Origin of the sequence: Pseudomonas fluorescens (assembly GCF_019212185.1) — a bacterium.
In the GTDB taxonomy this organism is placed as follows: domain Bacteria; phylum Pseudomonadota; class Gammaproteobacteria; order Pseudomonadales; family Pseudomonadaceae; genus Aquipseudomonas.
Genome location: NZ_CP078138.1, coordinates 2,568,458 through 2,594,231 on the forward strand (window position 1 = coordinate 2,568,458; position 25,774 = coordinate 2,594,231).

The 25,774-nt window shown below is 61.5% G+C and carries 20 protein-coding genes; 10 read left to right on the top strand and 10 right to left on the bottom strand.

The window, feature by feature from the left end:
- Window positions 1–12 precede the first annotated feature (12 nt).
- The 6 genes from KW062_RS11765 to moaA are packed head-to-tail and all read left to right on the top strand — an operon-like array spanning window position 13 to window position 8,716.
- Window positions 13–3,774: a nitrate reductase subunit alpha gene (locus KW062_RS11765; RefSeq protein ID WP_027620421.1), complete on the top strand. Its 3,762-nt coding sequence runs from the start codon at window positions 13–15 to the stop codon at window positions 3,772–3,774.
- Window position 3,775: 1 nt separating this feature from the next.
- Entirely contained in the window at window positions 3,776–5,314 is a 1,539-nt protein-coding gene (gene narH / locus KW062_RS11770; RefSeq protein ID WP_027620420.1) for a nitrate reductase subunit beta, read from the top strand.
- A 2-nt stretch (window positions 5,315–5,316) separates the two neighbouring features.
- Window positions 5,317–6,072 carry a nitrate reductase molybdenum cofactor assembly chaperone gene (gene narJ / locus KW062_RS11775; RefSeq protein WP_027620419.1) on the top strand — a complete coding sequence of 252 codons (756 nt, stop codon included), beginning with the start codon at window positions 5,317–5,319 and terminating at the stop codon, window positions 6,070–6,072.
- The gene (gene narI, locus KW062_RS11780; protein ID WP_027620418.1) at window positions 6,065–6,745 is read left to right on the top strand and encodes a respiratory nitrate reductase subunit gamma; all 681 of its coding nucleotides are present in this window, start codon (window positions 6,065–6,067) and stop codon (window positions 6,743–6,745) included. Before narJ ends, narI begins: the two co-directional genes overlap by 8 nt.
- A 10-nt stretch (window positions 6,746–6,755) precedes the next feature.
- Window positions 6,756–7,706 (top strand): peptidylprolyl isomerase, encoded by a 951-nt coding sequence (locus tag KW062_RS11785; protein ID WP_105755627.1) that lies wholly within the window; start codon window positions 6,756–6,758, stop codon window positions 7,704–7,706.
- A 17-nt stretch (window positions 7,707–7,723) separates the two neighbouring features.
- A complete protein-coding gene (gene moaA, locus KW062_RS11790; RefSeq protein WP_105755626.1) occupies window positions 7,724–8,716 on the top strand; it encodes a GTP 3',8-cyclase MoaA in 993 nt (330 codons plus the stop codon).
- A 552-nt stretch (window positions 8,717–9,268) separates the two neighbouring features.
- Here the strand turns inward: moaA and KW062_RS28890 are convergent.
- Complete coding sequence (locus tag KW062_RS28890; protein ID WP_256350984.1) at window positions 9,269–9,892, bottom strand: hypothetical protein; 624 nt, start codon at window positions 9,890–9,892, stop codon at window positions 9,269–9,271.
- A gap of 1,681 nt (window positions 9,893–11,573) precedes the next feature.
- Between KW062_RS28890 and KW062_RS11805 the strand changes: the two genes are divergently transcribed.
- Genes KW062_RS11805 through KW062_RS11815 form a run of 3 tightly spaced genes read left to right on the top strand, consistent with a single transcriptional unit; the run spans window position 11,574 to window position 14,484 of the window.
- Window positions 11,574–13,589 (top strand): ribonucleoside triphosphate reductase, encoded by a 2,016-nt coding sequence (locus KW062_RS11805; protein WP_105756087.1) that lies wholly within the window; start codon window positions 11,574–11,576, stop codon window positions 13,587–13,589.
- Between the two features lie 32 nt (window positions 13,590–13,621).
- Window positions 13,622–13,789, top strand: coding sequence for an anaerobic ribonucleoside-triphosphate reductase (gene nrdD, locus KW062_RS11810; protein ID WP_027620414.1), 168 nt, complete (start codon window positions 13,622–13,624; stop codon window positions 13,787–13,789).
- Window positions 13,786–14,484 (top strand): anaerobic ribonucleoside-triphosphate reductase activating protein, encoded by a 699-nt coding sequence (locus KW062_RS11815; RefSeq protein WP_177433294.1) that lies wholly within the window; start codon window positions 13,786–13,788, stop codon window positions 14,482–14,484. Before nrdD ends, KW062_RS11815 begins: the two co-directional genes overlap by 4 nt.
- Window positions 14,485–14,498: 14 nt before the next feature.
- Here KW062_RS11815 and KW062_RS11820 read toward each other — a convergent pair whose 3' ends face one another.
- From KW062_RS11820 to KW062_RS11840, 5 genes are all read right to left on the bottom strand, one after another.
- Complete coding sequence (locus tag KW062_RS11820) at window positions 14,499–15,878, bottom strand: 4Fe-4S binding protein (protein WP_105756085.1); 1,380 nt, start codon at window positions 15,876–15,878, stop codon at window positions 14,499–14,501.
- Complete coding sequence (locus tag KW062_RS11825; RefSeq protein WP_027620411.1) at window positions 15,866–16,720, bottom strand: FTR1 family iron permease; 855 nt, start codon at window positions 16,718–16,720, stop codon at window positions 15,866–15,868. The genes KW062_RS11820 and KW062_RS11825 overlap by 13 nt, the downstream gene beginning before the upstream one ends.
- 22 nt (window positions 16,721–16,742) lie before the next feature.
- Window positions 16,743–17,072, bottom strand: coding sequence for a cupredoxin domain-containing protein (locus KW062_RS11830; protein WP_027620410.1), 330 nt, complete (start codon window positions 17,070–17,072; stop codon window positions 16,743–16,745).
- Window positions 17,073–17,603, bottom strand: a complete 531-nt coding sequence (locus KW062_RS11835) for an iron transporter (protein WP_105756084.1) — start codon at window positions 17,601–17,603, stop codon at window positions 17,073–17,075.
- 87 nt (window positions 17,604–17,690) lie between these two features.
- Window positions 17,691–18,038, bottom strand: coding sequence for a hypothetical protein (locus KW062_RS11840; RefSeq protein ID WP_027620408.1), 348 nt, complete (start codon window positions 18,036–18,038; stop codon window positions 17,691–17,693).
- Between the two features lie 423 nt (window positions 18,039–18,461).
- Here KW062_RS11840 and KW062_RS11845 point away from each other — a divergent pair, with 423 nt between their 5' ends.
- Window positions 18,462–18,683 carry a DUF3079 domain-containing protein gene (locus KW062_RS11845; RefSeq protein ID WP_105756083.1) on the top strand — a complete coding sequence of 74 codons (222 nt, stop codon included), beginning with the start codon at window positions 18,462–18,464 and terminating at the stop codon, window positions 18,681–18,683.
- 67 nt (window positions 18,684–18,750) lie between these two features.
- Here the strand turns inward: KW062_RS11845 and KW062_RS11850 are convergent, their stop codons facing one another.
- From KW062_RS11850 to KW062_RS11865, 4 genes are all read right to left on the bottom strand, one after another.
- Window positions 18,751–19,839, bottom strand: a complete 1,089-nt coding sequence (locus tag KW062_RS11850) for an SEL1-like repeat protein (RefSeq protein ID WP_371321434.1) — start codon at window positions 19,837–19,839, stop codon at window positions 18,751–18,753.
- Between the two features lie 17 nt (window positions 19,840–19,856).
- Window positions 19,857–21,056: an SEL1-like repeat protein gene (locus KW062_RS11855; RefSeq protein WP_327192036.1), complete on the bottom strand. Its 1,200-nt coding sequence runs from the start codon at window positions 21,054–21,056 to the stop codon at window positions 19,857–19,859.
- Between the two features lie 86 nt (window positions 21,057–21,142).
- A complete protein-coding gene (locus KW062_RS11860; protein WP_105756080.1) occupies window positions 21,143–23,047 on the bottom strand; it encodes a phospholipase D-like domain-containing protein in 1,905 nt (634 codons plus the stop codon).
- Window positions 23,044–25,764, bottom strand: a complete 2,721-nt coding sequence (locus tag KW062_RS11865) for a type VI secretion system Vgr family protein (RefSeq protein ID WP_218424841.1) — start codon at window positions 25,762–25,764, stop codon at window positions 23,044–23,046. The genes KW062_RS11860 and KW062_RS11865 overlap by 4 nt, the downstream gene beginning before the upstream one ends.
- Between the last annotated feature and the right edge of the window lie 10 nt (window positions 25,765–25,774).

Here is a 25,774-nt window from a genome sequence, read left to right on the forward strand (position 1 = left end):
GAGGACTACACCGTGAGTCATTTACTGGATCAACTGCGGTTTTTCAACCGCAAGCAAAACGAGTTTTCCGAAGGCCATGGCGAGACTCGCAAAGAGTCCCGCGACTGGGAGAACGTCTACCGCTCGCGCTGGCAGTATGACAAGATCGTGCGCTCGACCCACGGGGTGAACTGCACCGGTTCGTGCTCGTGGAAAATCTACGTGAAGAACGGCCTGATCACCTGGGAGACCCAGCAGACCGACTACCCGCGCACCCGTAACGACCTGCCCAACCACGAGCCTCGTGGCTGCCCGCGTGGCGCCAGCTACAGCTGGTACATCTACAGCGCCAACCGCCTCAAGTATCCGAAAATCCGCAAGCCGCTGCTGAAATTGTGGCGCGAGGCACGGCGGACCCTGGCGCCGGTCGAGGCCTGGGCGAGCATTGTCGAGAACAAGGCCAAGGCCGACTCGTATAAAAGCAAGCGCGGCATGGGTGGTTTCATTCGTTCCAGCTGGGACGAAGCCAACGAGATCATCGCGGCGTCCAACGTCTACACCATCAAGCAATATGGCCCGGACCGCATCGTTGGCTTCTCGCCGATCCCGGCCATGTCGATGGTCAGCTACGCCGCCGGCGCCCGTTACCTGTCGCTGATCGGCGGCGCCTGCCTGAGCTTCTACGACTGGTACTGCGACCTGCCACCGGCCTCGCCGATGGTCTGGGGCGAGCAGACCGACGTGCCGGAATCGGCCGACTGGTACAACTCCAACTACATCATTGCCTGGGGCTCCAACGTCCCGCAGACCCGTACGCCGGATGCGCACTTCTTCACCGAAGTTCGTTACAAGGGCACCAAGACTGTATCGATCACCCCGGACTATTCGGAAGTCGCCAAGCTCACCGACCTCTGGCTCAACCCGAAACAGGGCACCGACGCCGCACTGGCCCAGGCCTTCAACCATGTGATCTTCAAGGAATTCCACCTCGACAAGCCGAGCGCCTATTTCACCGACTACGCCAAGCGCTACACCGACTTGCCGGTGCTGGTGCTGCTCAAGCCCATGGGCGATGCCGGCTACCAGCCTGACCGCTTCCTGCGCGCCAGCGACCTGACTGACAACCTCGGCCAGGACAACAACCCGGAATGGAAAACCATCGCCCTCGATGCCTACGGCGAACTGGTATCGCCGCAAGGTTCGATCGGTTATCGCTGGGGCGAGAAGGGCAAGTGGAACATCCTGCCCCGTGAAGGCGGCGAAGGCCGCGAGATCGACCTCAAGCTCAGCCTGATCGGTGAAGACGTCGCCGAAGTGGCCTTCCCGTATTTCGCCGGCGAAGCCCACGACTACTTCCAGCATGTTGCCGGTGATGCCGTGCAATTTCGCCGGGTGCCGGTGCACAGCCTGACCCTGGCCGACGGCAGCGTGGCCAAGGTCGCGACAGTGTTCGACCTGTCCGCCGCCAACCTGGCGATCGACCGTGGCCTGGGTGGCGACAACGTCGCCAAGGACTACAACGACGCCTCGGTGCCCGGCACCCCGGCCTGGCAGGAAAAAATCACCGGCGTCAGCCGTGAAAAAGCCATCCAGATTGCCCGTGAGTTCGCCGACAACGCCGACAAGACCCGTGGTCGCTCGATGATCATCGTCGGCGCGGCGATGAACCACTGGTACCACATGGACATGAACTACCGTGGGCTGATCAACATGCTCATGCTCTGCGGTTGCGTCGGCCAGACCGGTGGCGGCTGGGCGCACTACGTCGGCCAGGAAAAACTGCGTCCGCAGTGCGGCTGGCTGCCCCTGGCGTTCGGCCTGGACTGGAACCGTCCATCGCGGCAAATGAACGGCACCAGCTTCTTCTATGCCCACAGCTCGCAATGGCGCCACGAGAAAATGAACATGCACGATGTTCTCTCGCCGTTGGCCGATAAATCCCAGTTCCCCGAACACGCGCTGGACTACAACATCCGCGCCGAACGCGCCGGCTGGTTGCCGAGTGCGCCGCAACTCAACACCAACCCGCTGCACATCTGCCGCGACGCGGCGGCGGCCGGCATGGAACCCAAGGACTACGTGGTCAAGTCGCTGCAGGACGGCTCGCTGCGCTTTGCCTGCGAACAGCCGGACAGTCCGGTGAACTTCCCGCGCAACATGTTCATCTGGCGCTCCAACCTGCTGGGCTCCTCGGGCAAGGGCCACGAGTACATGCTCAAGTACCTGCTCGGCACCAAGAACGGGGTGATGAACGAAGACCTTGGCAAGACCGGCGACTGCAAGCCGCAAGAGGCGGAATGGGTCGACGAAGGCGCCATCGGCAAGCTCGACCTGGTGACCACCCTGGACTTCCGCATGTCCTCGACCTGCATGTACTCCGACATCGTCCTGCCGACCGCTACCTGGTACGAAAAAGACGACATGAACACCTCGGACATGCACCCGTTCATCCACCCCTTGTCGGCGGCCATCGACCCGGCGTGGGAATCCCGTTCCGACTGGGAAATCTACAAAGGCATCGCCAAAGCCTTCTCGGCCATGTCCGAGGGGCACCTGGGTGTGGAGAAAGACCTGCTCACCGTTCCGCTGATGCACGACAGCGTCGGCGAACTGGCGCAACCCTTCGGCGGCACCGACTGGAAAAGCGCCGGCGTCGCTCCGCAACCGGGCAAAAACGCGCCGAACCTGCAAGTGGTCGAGCGCGACTACCCGAACATCTACAAGCAGTTCACCTCGCTCGGCCCGATCCTCGAAAAACAAGGCAACGGCGGCAAGGGCATCAACTGGAACACCGAGGATGAAGTGAAATTCCTCGGCGAACTCAACCACCACGAAACCGCCGCCGGGATCAGCAAAGGCCGGCCAAAAATCGACAGCGCCATCGACGCCGCCGAAGTGATCCTCTCCCTGGCCCCGGAAACCAACGGCCAGGTCGCGGTCAAGGCGTGGGCGGCGCTGTCGGAATTCACCGGCATCGACCACAGCCACCTGGCGCTGTCCAAGGCTCACGAAGCGATTCGCTTCCGCGACATCCAGGCACAGCCGCGCAAGATCATCTCCAGCCCGACCTGGTCGGGGCTCGAAGACGATCACGTCAGCTACAACGCCGGCTACACCAACGTTCACGAGAACATCCCATGGCGCACCATCACCGGCCGCCAGCAGTTCTACCAGGATCACCCGTGGATGCAGGCGTTCGGCGAGCAATTGATGAGCTATCGGCCACCGGTCAACACCCGGACCATCGAGGGCGTCAAAGGCAAACGCAGCAACGGCGAGACCGAAATCGTCCTGAACTGGATCACTCCGCACCAGAAATGGGGCATCCACAGCACCTACAGCGACAACCTGCTGATGCTCACCCTGAGCCGTGGCGGACCGATTGTCTGGCTCTCGGAGAACGACGCCAAGCGCGCCAACATCGAGGACAACGATTGGATCGAGTGCTTCAACGCCAACGGCGCATTGACCGCCCGGGCGGTGGTCAGCCAGCGGGTCAAGGACGGCATGGTGATGATGTACCACGCCCAGGAGCGGATCGTGAACGTGCCCGGCTCTGAGACCACCAAGACCCGTGGCGGCCACCATAACTCGGTGACCCGCGTGGTGCTCAAACCGACCCACATGATCGGCGGCTATGCCCAGCAGGCCTACGGTTTCAACTACTACGGCACCGTCGGCTGCAACCGCGACGAGTTCGTCGTAGTGCGCAAAATGTCGAAAATTGACTGGCTCGATGGCTCAACCGGCGATGACCTGCCGCGTCCGTTGCCGACCGATATCGAGGAGAACTGAGATGAAGATTCGCTCACAAATCGGCATGGTCCTGAACCTGGACAAATGCATCGGCTGCCACACCTGCTCGATCACCTGCAAAAACGTCTGGACCAGCCGCGAAGGCATGGAATACGCCTGGTTCAACAACGTTGAAAGCAAGCCTGGTATTGGTTACCCGAAAGAATGGGAAAACCAGGACAAGTGGAAGGGCGGTTGGGTGCGCAATGCCAACGGCAGCATCAACCCGCGCATCGGCGGCAAGTTCCGGGTGCTGGCGAACATCTTCGCCAACCCTGATCTGCCGAGCATCGACGACTACTACGAGCCGTTCGACTTCGACTACCAGCACCTGCACACCGCACCGCTGGGCGAGCACCAGCCGACCGCGCGGCCACGTTCGGTGATCTCCGGCAAGCGCATGCAGAAAATCGAGTGGGGCCCGAACTGGGAAGAAATTCTCGGCACCGAGTTCGCCAAGCGTCGCAAGGACAAAAACTTCGACAAGATCCAGGCGGACATCTACGGCGAGTACGAAAACACTTTCATGATGTACCTGCCGCGCCTCTGCGAGCACTGCCTCAACCCGGCGTGCGCGGCGTCCTGCCCGAGCGGCGCGATCTACAAGCGTGAAGAGGACGGCATTGTCCTGATCGACCAGGAGAAATGCCGCGGCTGGCGGATGTGCATCAGCGGCTGCCCGTACAAGAAAATCTACTTCAACTGGAAGAGCGGTAAATCCGAGAAGTGCATTTTCTGCTACCCACGGATCGAAGCCGGCATGCCCACCGTCTGTTCGGAAACCTGCGTCGGACGTATTCGCTACCTCGGCGTACTGCTTTACGACGCCGACCGCATCAGCGAAGTGGCGAGCACCGCCAACGAGCACGACCTCTATGAGAAGCAACTGGAGATCTTCCTCGACCCGAACGACCCGGCAGTGATTCGCCAGGCCCTGAAAGACGGCGTACCGCAGTCGGTGATCGACTCCGCCCAGCGTTCGCCGGTGTACAAAATGGCCGTCGACTGGAAACTCGCACTGCCGCTGCACCCGGAATACCGCACCTTGCCAATGGTCTGGTACGTGCCGCCCCTGTCGCCGATCCAGAACGCTGCCGAGGCCGGCACCGTCGGCATGAACGGGGTGATCCCGGACGTCGACAGCCTGCGTATTCCGCTGCGCTACCTGGCCAACCTGCTGACCGCCGGCGATGAAAAACCGGTCAAGCGCGCGCTGAAACGCTTGCTGGCGATGCGTGCCTACAAACGCTCCGAGCAGGTCGATGGCCTGCAGGATCTGCAAGTGCTCAAGGATGTCGGCTTGAGCGTGGAACAGGTCGAGGAGATGTACCGCTACCTGGCCATCGCCAACTACGAAGACCGCTTCGTGGTGCCGAGTGCCCACCGTGAAGACGCCATGAGCGACGCCTTCGCCGAACGCTCCGGTTGTGGTTTCAGCTTCGGCAGTGGTTGCAGCGGCGCTTCCGACACCAACATGTTCGGCGCGAAGAAAGCCAACCGCCGCGACGTTCTGAAAACCGTACAGTTGTGGGAGGACTGAGCATGCAAATTCTTAAAGTGATTTCGCTGTTGCTCGATTACCCGACCGAACACCTGGTCACTGGCCGTGACGAACTCGAGCAAGCGATTCTGCAGTCGCGGGAAATCAGCCCGAAACAGCGCGGCGCCTTGTTCGAGTTGCTCGAGCTGATCTGCGGCAACGACTTGATGGATGGCCAGGAGCACTACGGTGCGCTGTTCGGCCGTGGCCGCGCGCTGTCGTTGCTGCTGTTCGAACACGTGCACGGCGAGTCCCGCGACCGTGGCCAGGCCATGGTCGACATGATGGCCCAGTACGACGCCGCCGGTTTCGCCATCGGCGTCAAGGAGCTGCCGGACTACATCCCGCTGTACCTGGAATACCTCTCGACCTGCGACGACCTCGATGCCCGCGAGGGCCTGGCGGATATTTCGCACTTGCTGGCGTTGCTCGCGGCGCGTCTGGAGGAGCGTGAAAGCGCCTACGCCAGCTGCTTCCGCGCGCTGCTGCAGATTGCCGGCGCCGAGCCTCATCAGGCGGTGGCCGATTTGCGCGAGCAAGTGGCCGCCGAGGTGCGCGACGACTCCCTCGAAGCCCTCGACAAGATCTGGGAAGAGGAGGCCGTGGACTTCCTCAAGGCCGAGCAGCAGGACCGTTGCAGTTCGCTGCCAAGCGCCCCGGGCAAGGCCCGGGAAGAAAGCGCGGTGCCGTTGCACTGGGTGGATTTTCAGCATGAAGGGCTGGCCGCCGCGCCGGCCAAGGAGGCACGCAATGTCTAAGTGGAATCTGTTGGCGTTCGGGATTTATCCCTATGTCGCCCTGGCGATTTGCCTGATCGGCAGCTGGGCCCGGTTCGACCTGTCGCAGTACACCTGGAAGGCCGGGTCCAGCCAGATGCTCAGCGGTCGCGGAATGCGTGTGGCAAGCAACTTCTTCCACATCGGCGTGCTGTTCGTGCTGGCCGGACACTTTGTCGGCCTGCTGACCCCGGCCTCGGTCTATCACCACGTGATCAGCACCGAGCACAAGCAGTTGCTGGCGATGGTGTCCGGCGGCTTCTTCGGCCTGCTGTGCCTGATCGGCTTGCTGATGCTGGTCAACCGCCGTCTCAGCGACCCTCGGGTGCGGGCCACGTCCAGTACTTCGGACATCCTGATCCTGCTGGTGCTGCTGGCGCAGTTGGTGCTCGGCCTGCTGACTATCGTCGCCTCGACCTCGCACATGGACGGCTCGGTGATGGTGATGCTTGCTGACTGGGCGCAGAACGTGGTGCTGCTGCGGCCGATCGAGGCGGCGCAATCGATCGCCGAGGTGGGCCTGGTCTACAAGCTCCACGTGTTTCTTGGCTTGACCCTGTTCGTGCTGTTCCCGTTCACCCGCTTGGTGCACATCGTCAGCGCGCCGATCTGGTACCTGGGACGTCGTTATCAAATCGTTCGGCAGAAATTCTGAGGAGAACATCATGTCAGGTGGATGTGGATGTGGCGGCGGTAACGGCGGCAGCGGTGGTTGCGGTTCTTCGGCCAAGGCCGAGGCGCTTGCGCCGGTCGTTGAGCCAGTGGTTGTGGCGCAGTTCGAAGGCTTAGCGGTCGAACCCGAGACACCCGCGCAGTTGATCGCCAGCAGTGAGCAGGAATGGCCGATCATCAGCGTCAACGAAGTCTCGATCAGCCCCGAGGCAATGGCCCAGGAGCTGCAGTATCACCCGGCTGACAGCCGCGAGGAGGCGGTGTACCAGGCCGCCAGCGCGCTGGTGATCCGCGAGCTGTTGCAGCAGCGGGTGGCCGAGCTCGGCGTGTCCCTGGAGATTGGCGCCGGCGAGAACGAAGAGGAGGCGGCGACCCGCTTGCTGCTCGAACGTGAAGTGCAGGTGCCGGAATGCGACGAGCCAACCTGCCTGCGCTTCTTCGAAAACAACCGTGCGCGTTTTCACAGCGCGCCGTTGCTGGCGGTGCGGCACATCCTGCTCGAATGCGCGCCGGATGATGCCGAGGCGCGGGGCATGGCCCACGATCAGGCGGAAGTGCTGTTGCAACGGCTGGCGGATTTCCCCGACAGCTTTGCCGAGCTGGCCGAGAAGTATTCGGCCTGTCCGTCGAAGGCCCAGGGCGGTTCGCTGGGGCAGATCAGTAAGGGCCAGACAGTGCCTGAGCTGGAGCGTCAGCTGTTCACCTTGCAGGCAGGGCTGGCGGCCAAACCGCTGGAAAGTCGTTATGGCTGGCACGTGATCAGTGTCGACCAGCGCATCGACGGCCAGCCTTTGCCGTATGAGGCGGTGGCGACGGCGATTCGCACGCAGTTGCAGCAGGGCGTCTGGCAAAAAGCCCTGGTGCAGTACCTGCAAACCCTGATTGGCGCGGCCGATATTCGCGGCATTCGCCTGCAGGGCGCCGACTCACCGCTGGTGCAGTAAGAAAACCGGGAGCTGTGATGGACGCTGTGATGCTGGATGGAATTGGGCGGCAAATCGATTATCTGCGGATGTCGGTGACGGATCGTTGTGATTTTCGCTGTGTGTATTGCATGGCGAAAAACATGACCTTCCTGCCCCGTCAGCAGGTGCTCACCCTGGAAGAGTTGCAGCGCCTGGCGACGCTGTTCGTCGGCATGGGCGTGCGCAAGATCCGCCTCACCGGCGGCGAGCCGCTGATCCGTCCGGGCATCGTCGACCTGTGTCGCAACATCGCAGCCTTGCCGGGCCTGCGCGAACTGGTGATGACCAGCAACGGCTCGCAACTGGGGCGCCTGGCGCGGCCCCTGGTGCAGGCCGGGGTCAAGCGCATGAACATCAGCCTCGACAGCCTCGATCCGGAGAAATTTCGCGCGATCACCCGCAACGGTGATCTGGCCCAGGTGCTCAACGGCATCGAAGCGGCGCGGGAGGCCGGGTTCGAGCGGATCAAGCTCAACTGCGTGGTGATGAAAGGCCGCAACTTCGACGAAGTGCCGGCGCTGGTGCAGTACGCCATCGACCAGGGCATCGATATCAGCTTTATCGAGGAGATGCCGCTGGGCGATGTGGGTCGTTCCCGGGGTGAATCCTTTTGTTCCAGCGATGAAGTCCGGGCGCTGATCGCCACCCGCCACAGCTTGCTCGATAGCACCGAAAACAGCGGCGGCCCGGCGCGCTACGTGCGCCTGGCACAACACCCCGAGACCCGCATCGGTTTCATCTCACCCAGCAGCCACAACTTCTGCGCCAGCTGCAATCGGGTGCGGATGACGGTCGAAGGTAAGTTGCTGCTGTGCCTCGGCCAGGATAATGCCCTCGACTTGCGTGGGCTGTTGCGGCGTTACCCGCTGGATGATCAGCCGGTGATCAAGGCGATCCACAAAGCCTTGCGTGGTAAGCCGCTGCGGCATGATTTCAATCCGCAGGGGGAGGTGCAGGTGGTGCGGTTTATGAATATGAGTGGGGGGTGAGTTTAAGTCTTGTGAGCGCTCGCTCAACAGTGAGAGCTGGCCTGTCGGGCCGCCGCATCGCAGCGATGGCTTAATTCCGGTGTACATATCCATTCCTGCGGTAACGGCCACCTATGGTTTCGCCCTTACGGCGAGTCCCTTTTCCAAACGCCGAAAAGTAAGCAAAAGGCTTTGCCCCAACGTCCGGCCCCTCGCCTAGGCTCGGGGTCCCTTCGCTCCAGTATCCATCCGTGGGTCATCGCCTCCGGTTGGCTTCGCTGGCACCTCCTCTCGATGACTGCGGCTGCGCCGCAGCGCGCTACGCGCTCCCCGCGGATGAATACCTGCGCTCAGCCTCCCGACGGGGCCTGTGAATCAAGATCAAAAGCGGCAGGCGAGCTAACGCTCGGCCTGTTGAGTGGTAACGACGAACGAGGCGGCCTGCCAGCCGACCTGATTGTTTGCGCCGTTCACCCCCTGTAGGAGCGAGCCTGCTCGCGAAAAACCTGAGGTCGCCGCGTGCATTCTGGATGCACGCGTTATCGTTAACGATCTTCGCGAGCAGGCTCGCTCCTACAATTTCCGTGGCCGATCGCAAAATCTGCATGCACCGCAGATCCACTGTAGGAGCGAGCCGGCTCCGGGCGGCGTTCCGACGAAAAACCTGAGACCGCTGCGTGCATTCTGAATGCACGCGTTGTCGTTGACGTCCATCGCGAGCAGGCTCGGTCCTACAATGTTCGTGGTCGATCGCAAAATCTGCGTGCACCGCAGATCCACTGTAGGAGCGAGCCTGCTCGCGAAGAACCTGAGACCGCTGCGTGCATTCTGAATGCACGCGTTGTCGTTGACGTCCATCGCGAGCAGGCTCGCTCCCACAATTTCCGTGGCCGATCGCAAAATCTGCATGCACCGCAGATCCACTGTAGGAGCGAGCCTGCTCGCGAAAAACCTGAGACCGCTGCGTGCATTCTGAATGCACGCGTTGTCGTTGACGTCCATCGCGAGCAGGCTCGGTCCTACAATGTTCGTGGTCGATCGCAAAATCTGCGTGCACCGCAGATCCACTGTAGGAGCGAGCCTGCTCGCGAAGAACCTGAGACCGCTGCGTGCATTCTGAATGCACGCGTTGTCGTTGACGTCCATCGCGAGCAGGCTCGCTCCCACAATTTCCGTGGCCGATCGCAAAATCTGCATGCACCGCAGATCCACTGTAGGAGCGAGCCGGCTCCGGGCGGCGTTCCGACGAAAAACCTGAGACCGCTGCGTGCATTCTGAATGCACGCGTTGTCGTTGACGTCCATCGCGAGCAGGCTCGCTCCTACAATGTTCGTGGCCGATCGCAAAATCTGCATGCACCGCAGATCCACTGTAGGAGCGAGCCTGCTCGCGAAAAACCTGAGGTCGCCGCGTGCATTCTGGATGCACGCGTTGTCGTTGACGATCTTCGCGAGCAGGCTCGCTCCTACAATTTCCGTGGCCGATCGCAAAATCTGCATGCACCGCAGATCCACTGTAGGAGCGAGCCGGCTCCGGGCGGCGTTCCGACGAAAAACCTGAGACCGCTGTGTGCATTCTGAATGCACGCGTTGTCGTTGACGTCCATCGCGAGCAGGCTCGCTCCTACAATGTTCGTGGTCGATCGCAAAATCTGCGTGCACCGCAGATCCACTGTGGGAGCGAGCCGGCTCCGGGCGGCGTTCCGACGAAAAGCCAGAGGCCACCTCGTACATTCAGGACAGCTGCGTCATCGTTGACGACCATCGCCAGCAGGCTGGCTCCCACAATGTCCTGGTCGTTCGAAAGATTTTCATCCACCGCATAGATCCTCAGTCAGGCCGGCCGGTAGGCCGCCTCGGCTGCTTTTGATTTTGATCCACCGGCCCCGTTACAGAAGGCTGAGTGGAGGCATTCATCCGAGGGGAGCGCGTAGCGCGCTACGGCGCAGCCGCAGTCATCGAGAGGAGGTGCAGCGAAGCCAACCGGAGGCGATGACCCGCGGATGGATGCCGGAGCGAAGGTACCCCGAGCCTAGGCGAGGGGGCCGGATGTTGGGGCAAAGCCTTTTGCTTACTTTTCGGCGTTTGGAAAAGTGAGTCGCTGTAAGAGCGAAACCATAAGCGGCCGTTACCGCAGGAATGGATATGTACACCGATAAATAGCCATCGCTGCGATGCGGCGGCCCGACAAGCCAGCTCCCACAGGGGATCAACGGTGGCTGCGGAATTTAGCAAGACTTCTCCAGGCCACCTCGTACATTCAGGACAGCTGCGTCATCGTTGACGACCATCGCCAGCAGGCTGGCTCCCACAATGTCCTGGTCGTTCGAAAGATTTTCATCCACCGCATAGATCCTCAGTCAGGCCGGCCGGTAGGCCGCCTCGGCTGCTTTTGATTTTGATCCACCGGCCCCGTTACAGAAGGCTGAGTGGAGGCATTCATCCGAGGGGAGCGCGTAGCGCGCTACGGCGCAGCCGCAGTCATCGAGAGGAGGTGCAGCGAAGCCAACCGGAGGCGATGACCCGCGGATGGATGCCGGAGCGAAGGTACCCCGAGCCTAGGCGAGGGGGCCGGATGTTGGGGCAAAGCCTTTTGCTTACTTTTCGGCGTTTGGAAAAGTGAGTCGCTGTAAGAGCGAAACCATAAGCGGCCGTTACCGCAGGAATGGATATGTACACCGATAAATAGCCATCGCTGCGATGCGGCGGCCCGACAAGCCAGCTCCCACAGGGGATCAACGGTGGCTGCGGAATTTAGCAAGACTTCTCCCACCCAATCTTGACATCCATCAATTCCAACCCCGCACTTTCTCCGTACCCTGCACCGCATGTTGTGTTTTTAAACGATTAAGAACCTATATGTAGTGTTTGGGGGCTGAATGCACAGTACGTTGATCTCAACCGGATGCAACCGTTTGCACAAGCGCAATGGCGACGTGGTTGCCTTTGATGCCGACAAGATCCGCCAGGCGTTGATCGCTGCCGGCAAGGCCACCGGCGACTACACCGAGCTGGAAGTCGAGGGCTTGTTGCCGGCGGTGCTGGCGCGCTTGGAGGGTATGAGCCGGCTGCATGTCGAGCAGGTCCAGGACCGGGTCGAGCGAGTGTTGATGGACGCCGGTTACTTCAACGCGCTGCGCGCCTACATCGTCTACCGCGAACAGCACGGACGCATGCGCCGCGACCGGCGGACCATGGTCGAGGTCGCGACGTCGATGAACGAGTACCTCAATCGCGAAGACTGGCGCGTCCAGGCCAACGCCAACCAGGGCTATTCCCTCGGCGGCCTGGTGCTCAACGTCTCGGGCAAGGTCACTGCCAACTACTGGCTCGACGAGGTCTACAGCGAAGCCATCGGCCAGGCCCATCGCGAGGCGGATCTGCATGTGCATGACCTTGACATGCTCGCCGGCTACTGCGCCGGCTGGTCGCTGCGCACCCTGTTGCACGAGGGCCTCAACGGCGTGCCGGGACGGGTCGAAGCCGGGCCGCCGAAGCACCTGAGCAGCGCCCTGGGGCAGATGGTCAACTTCCTCGGCACCCTGCAGAACGAATGGGCCGGCGCCCAGGCCTTCAGTTCATTCGACACCTACCTGGCGCCCTACGTGCGCAAGGATCAGTTGCCCTATGACGAAGTGCGCCAGGCCATCCAGGAGTTCATCTACAACCTCAACGTGCCCTCGCGCTGGGGCACCCAGACACCTTTTACCAACCTGACTTTCGACTGGGTCTGCCCGGAGGATTTGCGCGAACAGATCCCGGTAATCGGCGGTGAGGAAATGCCCTTTGCCTATGGCGAACTGCAAGTCGAAATGGACCTGCTCAATCGCGCCTACATCGAAGTGATGCAGGCCGGCGACGCCAAGGGCCGGGTGTTCACTTTTCCGATCCCGACCTACAACATCACCCACGACTTCCCCTGGGATAGCGAAAACGCCGACCGCCTGTTCGAAATGACCGCGCGCTACGGCCTGCCGTACTTCCAGAACTTCCTTAACTCGGACATGCAGCCCAACCAGGTGCGCTCGATGTGCTGCCGCCTGCAGCTGGACGTGCGCGAGTTGCTCAAGCGCGGAGGCGGGTTGTTCGGCTCGGCGGAACAGACCGGTTCGCTGGGGGTGGTGACGATCAACTGCGCGCGCCTGGGTTATCTATTCAAGGGCGACAGCAGCGGTTTGCTGCAGCGCGTGGATGAGCTGATGGAGCTGGCGATGGAGAGCCTGGAGGTCAAGCGCAAGGTGATCCAGCACCACATGGACGCCGGCCTGTACCCCTACACCAAGCGCTACCTGGGCACCTTGCGCAATCACTTCTCGACCATCGGCCTCAACGGCCTGCATGAAATGCTGCGCAATTTCAGCGGCGACGAGGAGGGCATGCACACCGAACAGGGCCGGCACTTCGCCGTGCAGTTGCTGGACCATGTGCGCGCGACCCTCGTGCGTTTCCAGGAAGAAACCGGCCACCTCTACAACCTCGAAGCCACCCCGGCGGAAGGCACCACCTACCGTTTCGCCAGGGAAGATTTGAAGCGCTACCCGGAGATTCTCCAGGCCGGCTGCCGCGAGGCGCCGTACTACACCAACTCTTCGCAGTTGCCGGTGGGCTACACCCAGGACCCGTTCGAGGCCCTGGAACTGCAGGACGAACTGCAGTGCAAATACACCGGCGGCACCGTGCTGCACCTGTACATGGCCGAGCGGATTTCCTCGACCCAGGCCTGCAAGCAACTGGTGCGCAAGGCCCTCGGGCGCTTCCGTCTGCCGTACCTGACCGTGACCCCGACCTTCTCGATCTGCCCGGTCCACGGCTACCTCGCCGGCGAGCACGAGTTCTGCCCGAAATGCGACGAAGCCCTGCTGTTGCAGGCGCAGAAAACCGCCAGCGTCCACTGATTTCGATCCACCCAACCGCAAGGAGCTACACCATGACTGCATCGACAACACTGCCCCAGGCGCAACGTCAACGCTGTGAAGTCTGGACCCGGGTGATGGGCTATCACCGCCCGGTCTCGGCCTTCAACCCGGGCAAACAATCGGAGCACCGCGAGCGCGTACATTTCACTGAAAGCGCGGCGCTGGCCGGGCGCCAATGAGCCGAATGCTCAGGGTCGGGGGCCTGTTGCCCCTGACCACCATCGACTATCCGGGGCTACTCGCCTGTGTGCTGTTTTGCCAGGGGTGCGCCTGGCGTTGTCGTTACTGCCATAACCCGCAACTGATCCCGCCTCGGGGTACCGAGGAAATGGACTGGCTGCGGGTTCTGGCGTTTCTGCAGCGCCGTCAGGATTTGCTCGATGCAGTGGTGTTCAGTGGTGGCGAGCCGACCTTGCAGCACGGCCTGCGGGGTGCCATGGATGAAGTGCGCGAGATGGGTTTTCGCATCGGTTTGCACAGCGCCGGGATCAAGCCGCAGGCGTTCGCCAAGGCGGTGGATGGGGCGGATTGGGTGGGCTTCGACGTCAAGGCGTTGCCTGAAGATACCCAGCTGATTACCCGGGTCGGCGGCAGCGGCGCGGCCAATTGGTGCAGCCTCGATTATCTGCTGGCCAGCGGGGTCGACTATGAATGTCGCACCACGGTGCACTGGCACCTGATCGATCCGACGCGGCTGCTGACCCTGGCCCGGCGTTTAAGCGAGCGCGGGGTCAAGCGCTACGCGGTGCAACTGGTGCGCACCGAGCAGATGTTCGATCCCTTGCTGCCAAGCCTTTCGGTCCATGGGGCAGCGCTACCGGAGTTGTGGCAGGCACTGCGTGAGTTGTTCCCGGTGTTTGTCTTGCGCGGATGACGGGGCAGGGCGATTCAGGCCCAGCCCCAGAACTGCAGCCACCAACCCACACCGATCATGCCAACGGCCAGCAGCAGACAGGCGCTGGCCGCGAGTTGCCGTTGCAAAGGCAGACGCGCGCTGTTCAGACGTTGCCAGCCCAGCAGCAGACTCCAGGCCATCGCCGCCAGCAGCAACGCCGCTCGGGCCGGCTGCACCCAGTCCAGGATCAGGCCTTCATAGCGCAGCAATTTCACCGTGGTCGCCGACAGGCCGAGAAACAGCCCGGCGCCACCCAGGGGTGTGAGTGTCAGGGCCAGCGGCCAATAGAGTGTTCGATCTCCCGCCAAACGCGCCGCCATCCTTGTTATCAGAACCAGCGCGCCGCCGAGCAGCAGCGAACTCAGCCCCAGGTAGGCGACGATGCTGAAACCGTCGAGCCAGCTGAAACTGTCGTTGAGTTGCGGGTAGTGAGTAAGCAGCCACCAAGGCGCGTTATCGGCCAGGGCCCAGAGTTGATCGTGCTCCACCAGCCATTGCGCGAGGCTCTGTTTGAGGGTGATGAACCACGGGCTGACCGTCCACTGGAACGCGCCCATGGCCAAGCCGATCACCCCGAACAGCAGCAGGCGCGCGTCCCAGGGTGAGAGGTTCTGCGCGCTCGCCTGGACAATCTCCTGATTGCTCGAACGGGCGATCAATTGCACCGCCCCGCGTTGCCCGCTGCAGCGTCCGCAGGCGTGGCAGTCGCTGGCGCCGCGCATGCGGCGGATATCCAGCAGCGGCGCGCAATTGGGCGGTGGCAAGCGCGCGGCGGAGTTTTCCAGCCAGCGCTGTTCATCGACCCGAAAATGCACCGGCGCCAGGCGTGCCAGCAGGCCGAACACGCCGCTCACCGGGCACAGGTAGCGGCACCAGATGCGTTTGCCGCGGGCGAACAGAAAACCCACCAGTACCGCCGCCACGGTGGATCCGCCGAGAATCAGCAGCGCCGCCTGGGCGTAGTCGTAGACGCTGATGAGTTGGCCATAGAGGGTGGTCAGGTAGAACGCCAACGTCGGCCAGCCGCCCCAGCGCAACCAGCGCGGCACTCGCAGGCCCTTGCCATGCTGGCTGGCCCACTCGCTGAGTGAGCCTTCGGGGCACAACACGCCGCACCAGAGCCGACCGAACAGCACAATCGACAGCAGCACGAACGGCCACCAGATGCCCCAGAACAGAAACTGCGCGAGCAGGGTCAGGTTATCGAGGATCCGCGCCTGGCTGTCCGGCAGCGGCAGCATCGCCGGGAGTAGCAACAGCACGGCGTAGAACAGCACCACCAGCCATTGCAGCCCACGAATCACTCGCGCGTGCCGGCGCATGCCGTCGCCCAGGCGTTGCAGCCAGCGATTGTGCGCACTCAGCCCAGGCATGGCAGCGGCTCCTCGCGGCGTTGTCGCAGCCAGCCGGCGATCAGCAGCCAGTAACCGAGCCACACCGCCAGGGTCAGGGCGCTGGGAGTCGCCCGATAGCCGGCGAATCCCGCGAGGAAACCGCCGATGCCATGGCTGTCATTGAGCCAATGGCTGCTGTCCCACAGCGCGTCGCCGACGCTGCCGTAGACCCATTCCGGCAGGTCCATGGCCAGCAGTTGACCGCCGATGCGCTCGCTGGCGCTGACCAGCAATGCGGCGCCGAGCATCAGCAGCACGGCTTCGCTGAGGGCGAAGAAACGCCGCCAGGAAATAAACCGTCGACTGCTGTGCAGCAAGACAATGGTCAGCGCCGACAGCACCAGGCCCAACAGCCCGCCAACGGCGAACAGCCCCAGCTCCGGCCCGCGCAACCGCGCCCCGGCGCCATAGAGGAAGACCACGGTTTCACTGCCTTCGCGGCTGACCGCCAGCAGCGCCAGCAGCATCAGGCCCAGGCCACCCCGGCGAGCCAGATGCTGGTCGGCGTGGCGCTGCAGGTCCTGCTTGAGGCTGCGGCCGTGGCGATGCATCCAGCCGACCATCTGCACCATCAGCAAACTGGCGATCAGCGCCATCCCGGCCTGGAACCATTCGTTCAGCGCGCCGCTCATGGCGTCGCCGGCAAACATGATCAGCAGCGCCAGCAGGCCCGAGAGCAACAGCCCCAGCAGCACACCGCTCCAGAGGAATTTACTCAGCCGGTGGCTTTGGCTCTGCTGGCTGATCCAGGCCTGAAGAATACCGATGACCAGCAGCGCCTCGACGCTTTCACGCCAGACGATGAACATTGATTGATTCATGCAAGCTCCGTAGGTCAACGGCTCACTTGGCGAGGATGCCGCCTTCTGGCAGCTGGGGGTTGAACTCGTCGAAGAAGGGGTAGTGACCGGGTTTGAGGGGATGAATGACGACGAAGGTGGTGACCCCGGGCGACAGGACTTTCTCCACCCGCAACGGCGTGCTTTCGAATTCGGCGGGCCCCTGGCCGATGTTTTTCAGGACGATCTTGAAGCGCTGCCCCGCCGGCACTTCGAGCACGGCGGGGGAGAAGTGGCCGTCGTTCAGGCTCAGTTCATAGCTGGGCAATTCGGCCAACGCCGGCAGCGGCAGGGCGGCGGCCAGCAGCAGCCAGGCGATCGGCGGGCGTTTCATTTAATAGCCGCCTTTTTTACCGATGCCGGCGTAGACGAACTCGTAGTGCAGTTCGCAGCGTTCGAACCAGGGCGCGACGCCGGTTTCCTTGTCGGTGTGACGGCCCAGTGAGCCATGGCCGCCGGGTGGCAGCAGGGTGAAGGTCAGTTGGTATTTGCCTGGGCCGAGCAGCTTGACGTTGTCACCGTAGTGCGGCCCGTCGTTGGCGACCATGGCGTGGAAATCGCCCTGGATCTGCTCGTCGCTGCCCTGTTTTTTCAGGTTGAACGAGACGTTGAGGTAAGGCACGAAACTGCCTTCCTGAAAGCCCTGGCGATTGTCGGCGGTGGCGCGGATGTCGGCTTCCAGGTGGACATCGGAATCGGCGGTGGCGCGCATCATCCCCGCCGGTTCCATTTCGATCGGCTGCAAATACACCGCCCCGACTTCCAGCCCCGGGCACAACTGCGGCGCACCGATCGGGTATTCCTTGGCCTGCGCCAGCGGAGTGAGCAGGAACAGGGCGAGTGACAGCGAAAACGCGGTACGCATGGTGGATTCCTGAGACGGCGGAGTGGGAAGCCGAGTCTAGGAAGCTTTGTTGTAAACAATAATGATTGTGATCAAGTTTTGAAGAAATCAGCCGGCCGGGTCTTCCCGCCGCTGAAAGCGTTCGGCGCGCTCCACACTGTGGACCATCTGCTGCGCCGCATGCAGGGTCAGCGGATGTTGGGTGAAACCGGGGCGCGGCGAAATGTACTCGGCCATCTCCCGGGCCACCTCGCGCTGGCGCTCCGAACCCTCGGCCAGCAGCGCGACTACCAGGTTTTCCAGGGCAATCACCCGCACCCGCAGGTGCACCAGTTCGGCATGGGTCAGGGCCGGTGGGGTGGTAAAGGCCTCGTTGTCGAGGGTGCTGACAATGCCCTGGTCGTCCCAGGTCGACAGCGGCGGCACAGTGTTTGGAGCAGGATTCTTGTTGAGCATCGGGTTATCTCCAGGTGACGTTTATTCAGGATATACGCGTTGTCGGCTATCGCTAGCAGCGGAGCTCCCACAGAGATCACAAGAACTGCGGTCACAGCGAAACATGTAGGAGCTGGCTTGCCAGCGAAGAACTCAGCGACACCGCGTCATCCAGAATGAACGCGGTGTCTGGGCGTTTTTCGCGAGCGAGCTCGCTCCTACAATGGTGTGTTGTATTGCCGCGGCCACCGCCGGCCTTGTGGTCGACCACAAAACCTGTAGGAGCCAGCCTGCTGGCGATGAGGCCATCAGCTCACACCGCATCAACTTCATCGCTAGCATGCTCCCCCAGAGGTGCTTCCCCAGATTCTTGATTTGCATCAAGGCCGGCAGCACGCGAGAGGATTAGATTGAACCTGCGCCCCTCACTTCCCGGAGATCGGCATGGCCAAGCATTTCCCCGACAACCCCAGCCACCCCGAGCGCATCTGCTGGGGCTGTGACCGCTATTGCCCGGCCAAATCCCTGGCCTGCGGCAACGGTGCCGACCGGACCATGCATCCGGTGGAGGTGTTTGGCGAGGATTGGAATGCGCCGAACGACTGGGGCCTGGCCGCAGCCACCTCCGAGCAGGCTGCAGAAGCCCCGTTGATCGTCAAATCCTGAGCGTCGCCCCCCCGTAAATCGCCCGCCAACATCCCTTCTCGCCATCACCACTCGGCGTTTCATTGCATCACCCGTGAGGGTTTGGAGCAGAAGAGCACGGTGAGTCGGTTTTTGCAGGTGTTGGTGGTTTGCCGGTGGCCGGGTCGAGGACCATGGCGTTGGCCAGTTGCTGGATCAGCGCCGGGCTGGGCTTTTCCGGGGGGATGTTGGCGAGGCGTTCTTCGAGCCATTGCAGTTTGCCGTCCCAGGCGGGGAGTTTGGCGGGGGGCAGGGGGACGATGTCGTTGAGTTCCGGGACTTTGGGATTGACGTAGGAATAGCCATAGAGCACTTTCCAGATCTTCTCGTAACGTTCGGCACGTTCGAGATCTTCGGTTTGAGCGAGGTAATGCAGTTGATCATCTGGCTTGGGGCCTCGGAAACTTTTTGCCAGGAAAGAAGCAGAGGTACTATCACCGGCCGCAACTCCTAACTGAAAGGCTTCCATTGCCTCTTGATATTGTCCATCAGTCGATAGGTGAACACCCAACACTCTTGCTGCTATGCCGTGACCTTGCGCTGCAGCACATTGGCGCATTGATAAGGCTACTGTTGGCGCAATACTGATCGGTGCCAACTTCTCGGCTATGTCGTACTGAGCCTGGGCATTGCCCTCATCAGCGGCTTTTCGGAAATAACGCAAGGCCATCTCCGGATCCTGTTGCAGGCCGGCCGAACCCTGCTTCAAAAAAATCCCCACGAAGTAGTAACCCGTCGCCACATTCTTATCGATCAGTTGTTGGCTGAGGCGCAGGTGCTCTTGGCCACGTAAGCTGAAGTTGCCGCGCATCGCGCCGTTCTGCAGGTTGATATTGGCCTTGAAGTGGCCGTTCTCGGCGGCAATGCGATACAGACGCTCAATCTCGGTATCAACAGTTTTATCTTGCTTGAGCACGTTGTTTTTTTGCAGCCAGCGAGCGTACTGGAACAGCACATCAGCCTCGGCAGAAGCCGCGGGAATCTGCTCATGGGCGCAGGTGAAATCCAGCTTGGCCTTGATTTCACTCAGTGGATTCAAGGTTACTTCCGGGGTCGAACGGCCGCTGTCGCAAGCAACCAACAGCAGGCTCGACAACAGGAGTAACCCGCTCATCCGGCATACACGGTGGACGGTCATATCCGAATCGCTCCTCATCATCCGAGCAACTTCCAACCCGGGTAGATAAGGGTGGGGGTTTTCTGCGGGGACAGCGGCCACATGCGTGTGCGGTAGTAAGAGCAGGCCACGGGCGGCAGGATCTCGCCTTGTTTGAAGTAGCGAGTGTCGGGGTGCACATCCAGGATGTAGCGCTCATAGTTGAACGAATCGACCGTCCAATAACCGCTTTCCGGGCAGGCTGAACCGGCGGTGCAGGTCGGTCCGTGAAAACTCGCGTCGCGCAACGCGGGAGAACCGGGCATAGGTTTGCCGGTGGCCGGGTCGAGGACCATGGCCTTGGCCAGTTGCAGGATCAATGCCGGGCTGGGCTTTTCCGGGGGGATGTTGGCGAGGCGTTCTTCAAGCCATTGCAGTTTGCCGTCCCAGGCGGGGAGTTTGGCGGGGGGCAACGGAACGATTTCGTTGATCTCGGGGACGCTGGGGTTGGCGTAGGAGTAGCCATATAACACATCACCAATTTTCTCGTAACGCTCGGCGCGCTCAAGATCTGCATCGTGGCCCAGGTAATACAATTGATCATCCGGCGCGGGACCTCGAAAGCCATTTTCCAGAAATGAAGCTGCGCCGCTGTCGCCCGCTGCTACCCCTAACTGGAACGCTTTAAGAGCTTCCTGGTAGCGCTCTTTAGTCGATAAGTAAACGCCCAATGCTCTTGCCGCTTTGCCATGACCTTGCGCGGCAGCACATTGGCGCATTGACAAGGCTACTGCTGGCGCAATACTGATAGGAGCCAACTTCTCGGCTATGTCGAACTGAGCTTGGGCATTGCCCTCATCAGCGGCTTTTCGGAAATAACGTAAGGCCATCTCCGGATCTTTCTGCAGACCGGCCGAGCCCTGTTTCAAGAAAATCCCCACCAAGTAATAACCAGTCGCCACATTCTTATCGATCAGTTGCTGGCTGAGGCGCAGGTGTTCCTGGCCTCGCAGACTGAAATGCCCACGTATCGCTCCGTTTTGCAGGTTGATATTGGCCTTGAAATGACCGTTTTCGGCGGCAATGCGGTAAAGACGCTCCATCTCGACATCAATGGTTTTATCCTGCTTGAGCACGTTATTTTTTTGCAACCAGCGGGCGTACTGGAATACCACGTCGGCCTCGACAGGAGCCTCGGGGATCTGTTCATGGGAACAAGTAAAAGTCAGCTTGGCTTTGATTTCAGTCAGTGAGTTCAAGGGCGTTTCCTGGCGCGAAGTCGAGGAAGTGCTGCTGGAGTCGCAGGCGACCAGCAGCAGGCAAGAAAACAGTAGGAGCAAGCGCATTAGTCGAGGTCCGACAGGATGGCTTCGTCGTAATAGAACTCGACCAGAGGGGCGTAGGGTGCCCGCTCCTCTGATTGAAGAGTTTTGTTGAGGTCGATGATGTCCTGCCAAGCCTTGAATGCTTTACCCGCATCATCCTGCACCCCCTTCCCATCCGTATGCAGATCCCACAACCGCCTGCGTAACGCCTGGGTCACACTCGCCCACTCATGGGCAATGTTCATCTCGCTGTCGACCTGCATGCTGCGGGTGTTGATGTTGGCCGAGCCGTGGGTGGTGAAGACGTCGTCGACGATCATCAATTTGGAGTGGATGTACACCGGCATCCAGGGTTTTCCGGCGGGCGAATCGGGCGCCACCAGCGAGCACACATGGACGTTCAGGCCCGGGATTTTGGGTTTTTCTTTGAAGGTTTCTTTCTCGATTGCTTTGATTTTTTCTTCGAGATCGGCCATCCGCCAGCGGTTGTTGTTGGCCGCCTCCTCCCGAGCCTTCCAGGCCTTGAGGCTGCTCTCGCCGTCGGTGGCGGCATCGGTCAAGGTGGTGAGGGCGATCAAGGCCCTGCGTTCCAGCAACTCACCCAGAGTGGGTGCTTCTACTGCGGCCTGGGCTTTTGCCTGTTCGATGCGGCGCAGTTTTGTGACCTTGGGCATGGTGTCGCCGCGCCCCAGGCTTTCGAGCATGCGCTGGGTGTTGACCGTGCCCTTGCCGATACCGTCATCGGTGGCGTTGGTGATCACGAACAGGTGCAAGGCACCATGCAGGCCGGGATCGCGCCCGTCCAGCGTCTGTTTGGCAGCGTTGTGCTTGATCAGGTCGGCCAGCGGTGGCCACCGGAAGTACTGGTTTTCGATGTAGATGAACTGGGTCGCATTGTTGGCGGTTTGCAGATAGAGCCGCTCGATGTCGCGCTTGCCTTCCTGGGGCTGGGTGCGCAGCAGTTGCGCCAACTGGCGGGTCACGCCGGGCTTTAAAGGCAATTGCGGGCCAATGAGTTTGGCCTGGCGCAGGATGAACAGGTCTTCTGTGGTTTCCTTGCGCCAGGCAATGGCGAAGTTGTGGTGCAGGTGTTCGAGGATCGGGCCGCTGATCTGGCATGAAATGTCCTGACGCGGAGTGGCACCGCGCGGGCCAGCATCGGGCGCGGGTTTTTCTTTGTCTGAACGTCGCAGGGCCGAGTGCTGGTTGGTGTCCCAATACTCGTCGAGCATGTTGTGACCCATTACAAAGCCGATAGCACTGTCGGGCAGTTCGTAGTCGACAATTACCGTCTTCTGATGGTGGGTCGCGGTGGTGGTCAATATCGCCAGCGTCGAGGGACTTAACTGCGGGTCGAGGCTTTTGTACTTCGCCTGGTGGGCAATTTCCGTCCTCTCGCTGAGGTTGAATCCACGGCTGACGAACACCGGCACATTGCGCGCCATGAGCATCGCCGGTGCCAGGTGGTCGCTGTGGGCACATCGGGAAAACCACTGGCGGTCGAAGGCGTATTGCTCATCCGAAGAAGGTTGCAGCTTCCGGTCGTAGAATCGGTAAGGGCCCTTGCCGGGCAGATTGGCCTCCCCGGCATAACCTGCACTGTTGAATGGCATCTCCCAGCCCAGCAGCCGCACCTCAACCCCTTTGCTGGCTTTTTCCATCAACAAGTCTCCGATGCACGGCGCCTTGCCATCGCGGATAAAAAACATCGAGGGCTGGAAGCCCCAGCAGATGATGTCCACCGACTTCTTCGCCTGGGCGATGGCCAGGTGCACGGCGCGAAAGGTTTCCTCGCCATTGATCAGCGGTTCATAGGTGGCCTCCAGCGGATGGTATTCGGTGCGCTGCACGTACCAAGGGGCGGTGCAGGTCGCGGTCTGGGTGTGCTGCAAGGCGATGGGCACGATGATGTCGGCTTGGCTCATGGGTATTTACCTTCCTGGTCGCTGTGGGGGTTCAGCACCGCTTCGTAGCGATCGCGGTGATCCGTGTGGGAGGAGGGCGCGGCGTATTCGTCATCGCTGACCTGGCCGGGGTGGTTTTGCAGCCCGGCATTGGCCAGGTGCGCTTGCTCGGGATTGCGGTACTCGGTGGGCACCGGCACGCCGAAGGACACGCCATTGCTCAACACCATGCGGTAGCTGCGGGTGACCACTTGATGGTCGATGAGCACCGAGCCGCTGTCGTCAAGGACCCCGCGTTGCAGCTCCGCACCATCGGCGTACAGCGTGTAAGGCATGCCTTCCCAACCCCGACCAGATGCATTGGGCACACGCGGCACGCTGAGCCGCACCTGCTGCTGTTGGGACAGGCTTTTTGGGTAGTCCGGATGGGTCGCTTTGATGCTCGCCGGGCCGGTGAAGAACTGCCTCGCCGATTTCACCCGATAATCCCCCACCGTCCCCGACTCGATGCCGCACTCATCCAGGGTGATGTAGCTACCGCCGGCATTCAGGGTGATTTTCTTTTTCGCGGTGATGCGGATTTCGTCTTCGCTGCTGCTGATCTCCAGGCCGTGGCGGGCGATCAGTTCCAGGCGGTCGTTTTGTGCCTGAATCTGCACCGGGCCCTGGTTGGCGATCAGCTTGATCCCGAGCTTGCGCACGAACAGGCTCAGGCCTTCGCCGACGCCGATGAACAGGCGCTTGACCACGCTGAGATCGGCCTGGCCACCGGCGTTGAGCATGAGGTTGTGCTGGGCCGCCAGTTGCAGGTGTTGGCCGCTGGTGAGGGCGATGCCCTTCGGTGCGCTGAGCAGCACGACTTCTGATTGCAGTTGCTTGAGGTCTTCGCGCAGCAGCTTCAGTTGTGCGCTGACGTCCGCCGGATCGGCGTTGGCGGCCTGGGCGTCGACCGAGAGTTTTTGCAGCTGTTCGCCGGCCTGTTGCAGGCGTGCCACGGCGCTGTCCATTTCCAGCACCGGGCCTTGCGCCTTGGGCTGCGCATCCGCACTGATAAAGATCCCCTTGCCGGCCCGAATCACCCCCCAATCATCGGTCCTCAGCTCAACCCCTTCCCCGCGCTTCTGTTTCTTGGCATCCACCAAATGCCCCAGATTCAGCTGACTCTTGCCGCCATATTCCGTGCTGAGCTTGACGTGCTCCTGCCTGCGCAAATCCTCCATGCGCAATTTGTTGTTGGCCGGGGTGCGCAGGACGTTGCGGCTGTGGTCGCGCTTTCTGTCGGTGATGACGTCGGGGCGGTCGCTGTCGTGCAGGGCGTGGGCGATGTAGGGGCGGTCCGGGTCGCCTTCTTCGAAAGCGATCGCCACTTCGGTGCCGAAAATCAGCGGTAGATGTAGGCCGTAGGTGTCGCCGGCGTAGGGCCGGGCCAGGCGCAGCCAGCGGCTTTCGCGGCCTTGGGGCCAAGTGTCGCGGTCGAAAAGGAATTTGACCCGGTAGTAGCCATGGCCGTCGAGGTAGGCATAGGTGTCGCCGGCGGAGTGGCTGCTGATCCGCGCAGGAAGTGTCCCGACCATTTGTGGTTTTGGCAGTACGGGCGGACGGAAGCAGATGAAGTGGTCGTAGGGCATCGCCTCGAAGTGGGCGATGAAACTGGCGTCGCGGGCAGCGCAGGTGCGCAGGTGGGTGATCACCGCGCCTGGGCGAAAGGCCTGGGGGGCGCCTTCAGGCATGTTCAGCACTTGCCCGGGGGCCAGGGTCGGGCTGTCGGTGCTGCCGCTGAGGCGGGTGCGTTGGTTGAGAAAACGCTCGTGACGCAGGCGGGCAAAGTGGTAGCCGCTTTCGCTGGCCAGGCTTTCGAATTGGTACAGCTTGTTGCCCAGTTCGCTGTAGGGCAAGCCGTAGTAAAACGCCTCGCCAGAGGTGGTCTTGTCGTTGCGAACCTGATTGACGTCGCCATCAAGGTAGGCGCGGGCATCCAGCGGTTTATAGCTGCGGAAGGTGATGTGTTTTTCCACCACCTGGTGGCGGGTCTGCAGGTTCCACACGCTGTCCTGATCGCCGCTGCTCAGGCCCGTGAGGCCGCGGTACGGCAGCTCGATGTCGAATTGATAACCCTTCTGTTCATCGTGAAATTCCACGACGTCATGACCGGTTGTCGGGTGGCAGCCGATGCGGTACCAGATGCCGACTTCGGCGAGCAGACGATGAATAAAATCCAGGTCGCTTTCGTCGTACTGCATCACCTGCTCGCGCCGCGGGTACTCACGCACCAGATGGAACGGGCAGTCGAAATGCTCCATGTCGTGACGGCCGAGCAGGATGCTTTTGACGATTTCCGGCACCGACTGCTGTTGGTAAATCCGGCTCTGCTTACCGCGCCCGGCCAGGGCCAGGCGCGGTTGCAGGGTGACCGAATAGCGCGCCTCGTCGCGGCTGGCGGATAGGCGCTGAAAGCCGGTGATCACCCCATAAAAGGTGCGCAAAAGCGTGGACACCGGGGTTTGAAAGAACACGAGATTCTTCACCGGCGGCGCGTGCAGGCTGAACCAGGCACGCTGATTGAGCACCTGCTCGACGCTGATGTCCTGCTCGGCGCTGGTGAATTCAATGGTGTAGAGGAAGGGCTGACTCAGGCCTTCGACGCCGTCGAAAGTGAGGACGTCGATGGGGGTCTTGAGGTTGTTGATTTCGAGGGTGTGGCGGCTGTGGTTGTAAAATACACGCGGACTGCTGGACACAATTCGTACT

Coding starts and splice junctions, on each gene's coding strand:
- KW062_RS11840 (WP_027620408.1), bottom strand. CDS start 18,038: ATGCTCAACAAGAATCCTGCTCCAAACACTGTGCCGCCGCTGTCGACC.
- KW062_RS11785 (WP_105755627.1), top strand. CDS start 6,756: ATGTCAGGTGGATGTGGATGTGGCGGCGGTAACGGCGGCAGCGGTGGT.
- KW062_RS11820 (WP_105756085.1), bottom strand. CDS start 15,878: ATGCCTGGGCTGAGTGCGCACAATCGCTGGCTGCAACGCCTGGGCGAC.
- narJ (WP_027620419.1), top strand. CDS start 5,317: ATGCAAATTCTTAAAGTGATTTCGCTGTTGCTCGATTACCCGACCGAA.
- KW062_RS11850 (WP_371321434.1), bottom strand. CDS start 19,839: ATGACCGTCCACCGTGTATGCCGGATGAGCGGGTTACTCCTGTTGTCG.
- nrdD (WP_027620414.1), top strand. CDS start 13,622: ATGACTGCATCGACAACACTGCCCCAGGCGCAACGTCAACGCTGTGAA.
- KW062_RS11830 (WP_027620410.1), bottom strand. CDS start 17,072: ATGAAACGCCCGCCGATCGCCTGGCTGCTGCTGGCCGCCGCCCTGCCG.
- narH (WP_027620420.1), top strand. CDS start 3,776: ATGAAGATTCGCTCACAAATCGGCATGGTCCTGAACCTGGACAAATGC.
- KW062_RS11845 (WP_105756083.1), top strand. CDS start 18,462: ATGGCCAAGCATTTCCCCGACAACCCCAGCCACCCCGAGCGCATCTGC.
- KW062_RS11825 (WP_027620411.1), bottom strand. CDS start 16,720: ATGAATCAATCAATGTTCATCGTCTGGCGTGAAAGCGTCGAGGCGCTG.
- KW062_RS11835 (WP_105756084.1), bottom strand. CDS start 17,603: ATGCGTACCGCGTTTTCGCTGTCACTCGCCCTGTTCCTGCTCACTCCG.
- KW062_RS28890 (WP_256350984.1), bottom strand. CDS start 9,892: ATGCAGATTTTGCGATCGGCCACGGAAATTGTGGGAGCGAGCCTGCTC.
- KW062_RS11805 (WP_105756087.1), top strand. CDS start 11,574: ATGCACAGTACGTTGATCTCAACCGGATGCAACCGTTTGCACAAGCGC.
- KW062_RS11860 (WP_105756080.1), bottom strand. CDS start 23,047: ATGAGCCAAGCCGACATCATCGTGCCCATCGCCTTGCAGCACACCCAG.
- narI (WP_027620418.1), top strand. CDS start 6,065: ATGTCTAAGTGGAATCTGTTGGCGTTCGGGATTTATCCCTATGTCGCC.
- moaA (WP_105755626.1), top strand. CDS start 7,724: ATGGACGCTGTGATGCTGGATGGAATTGGGCGGCAAATCGATTATCTG.
- KW062_RS11815 (WP_177433294.1), top strand. CDS start 13,786: ATGAGCCGAATGCTCAGGGTCGGGGGCCTGTTGCCCCTGACCACCATC.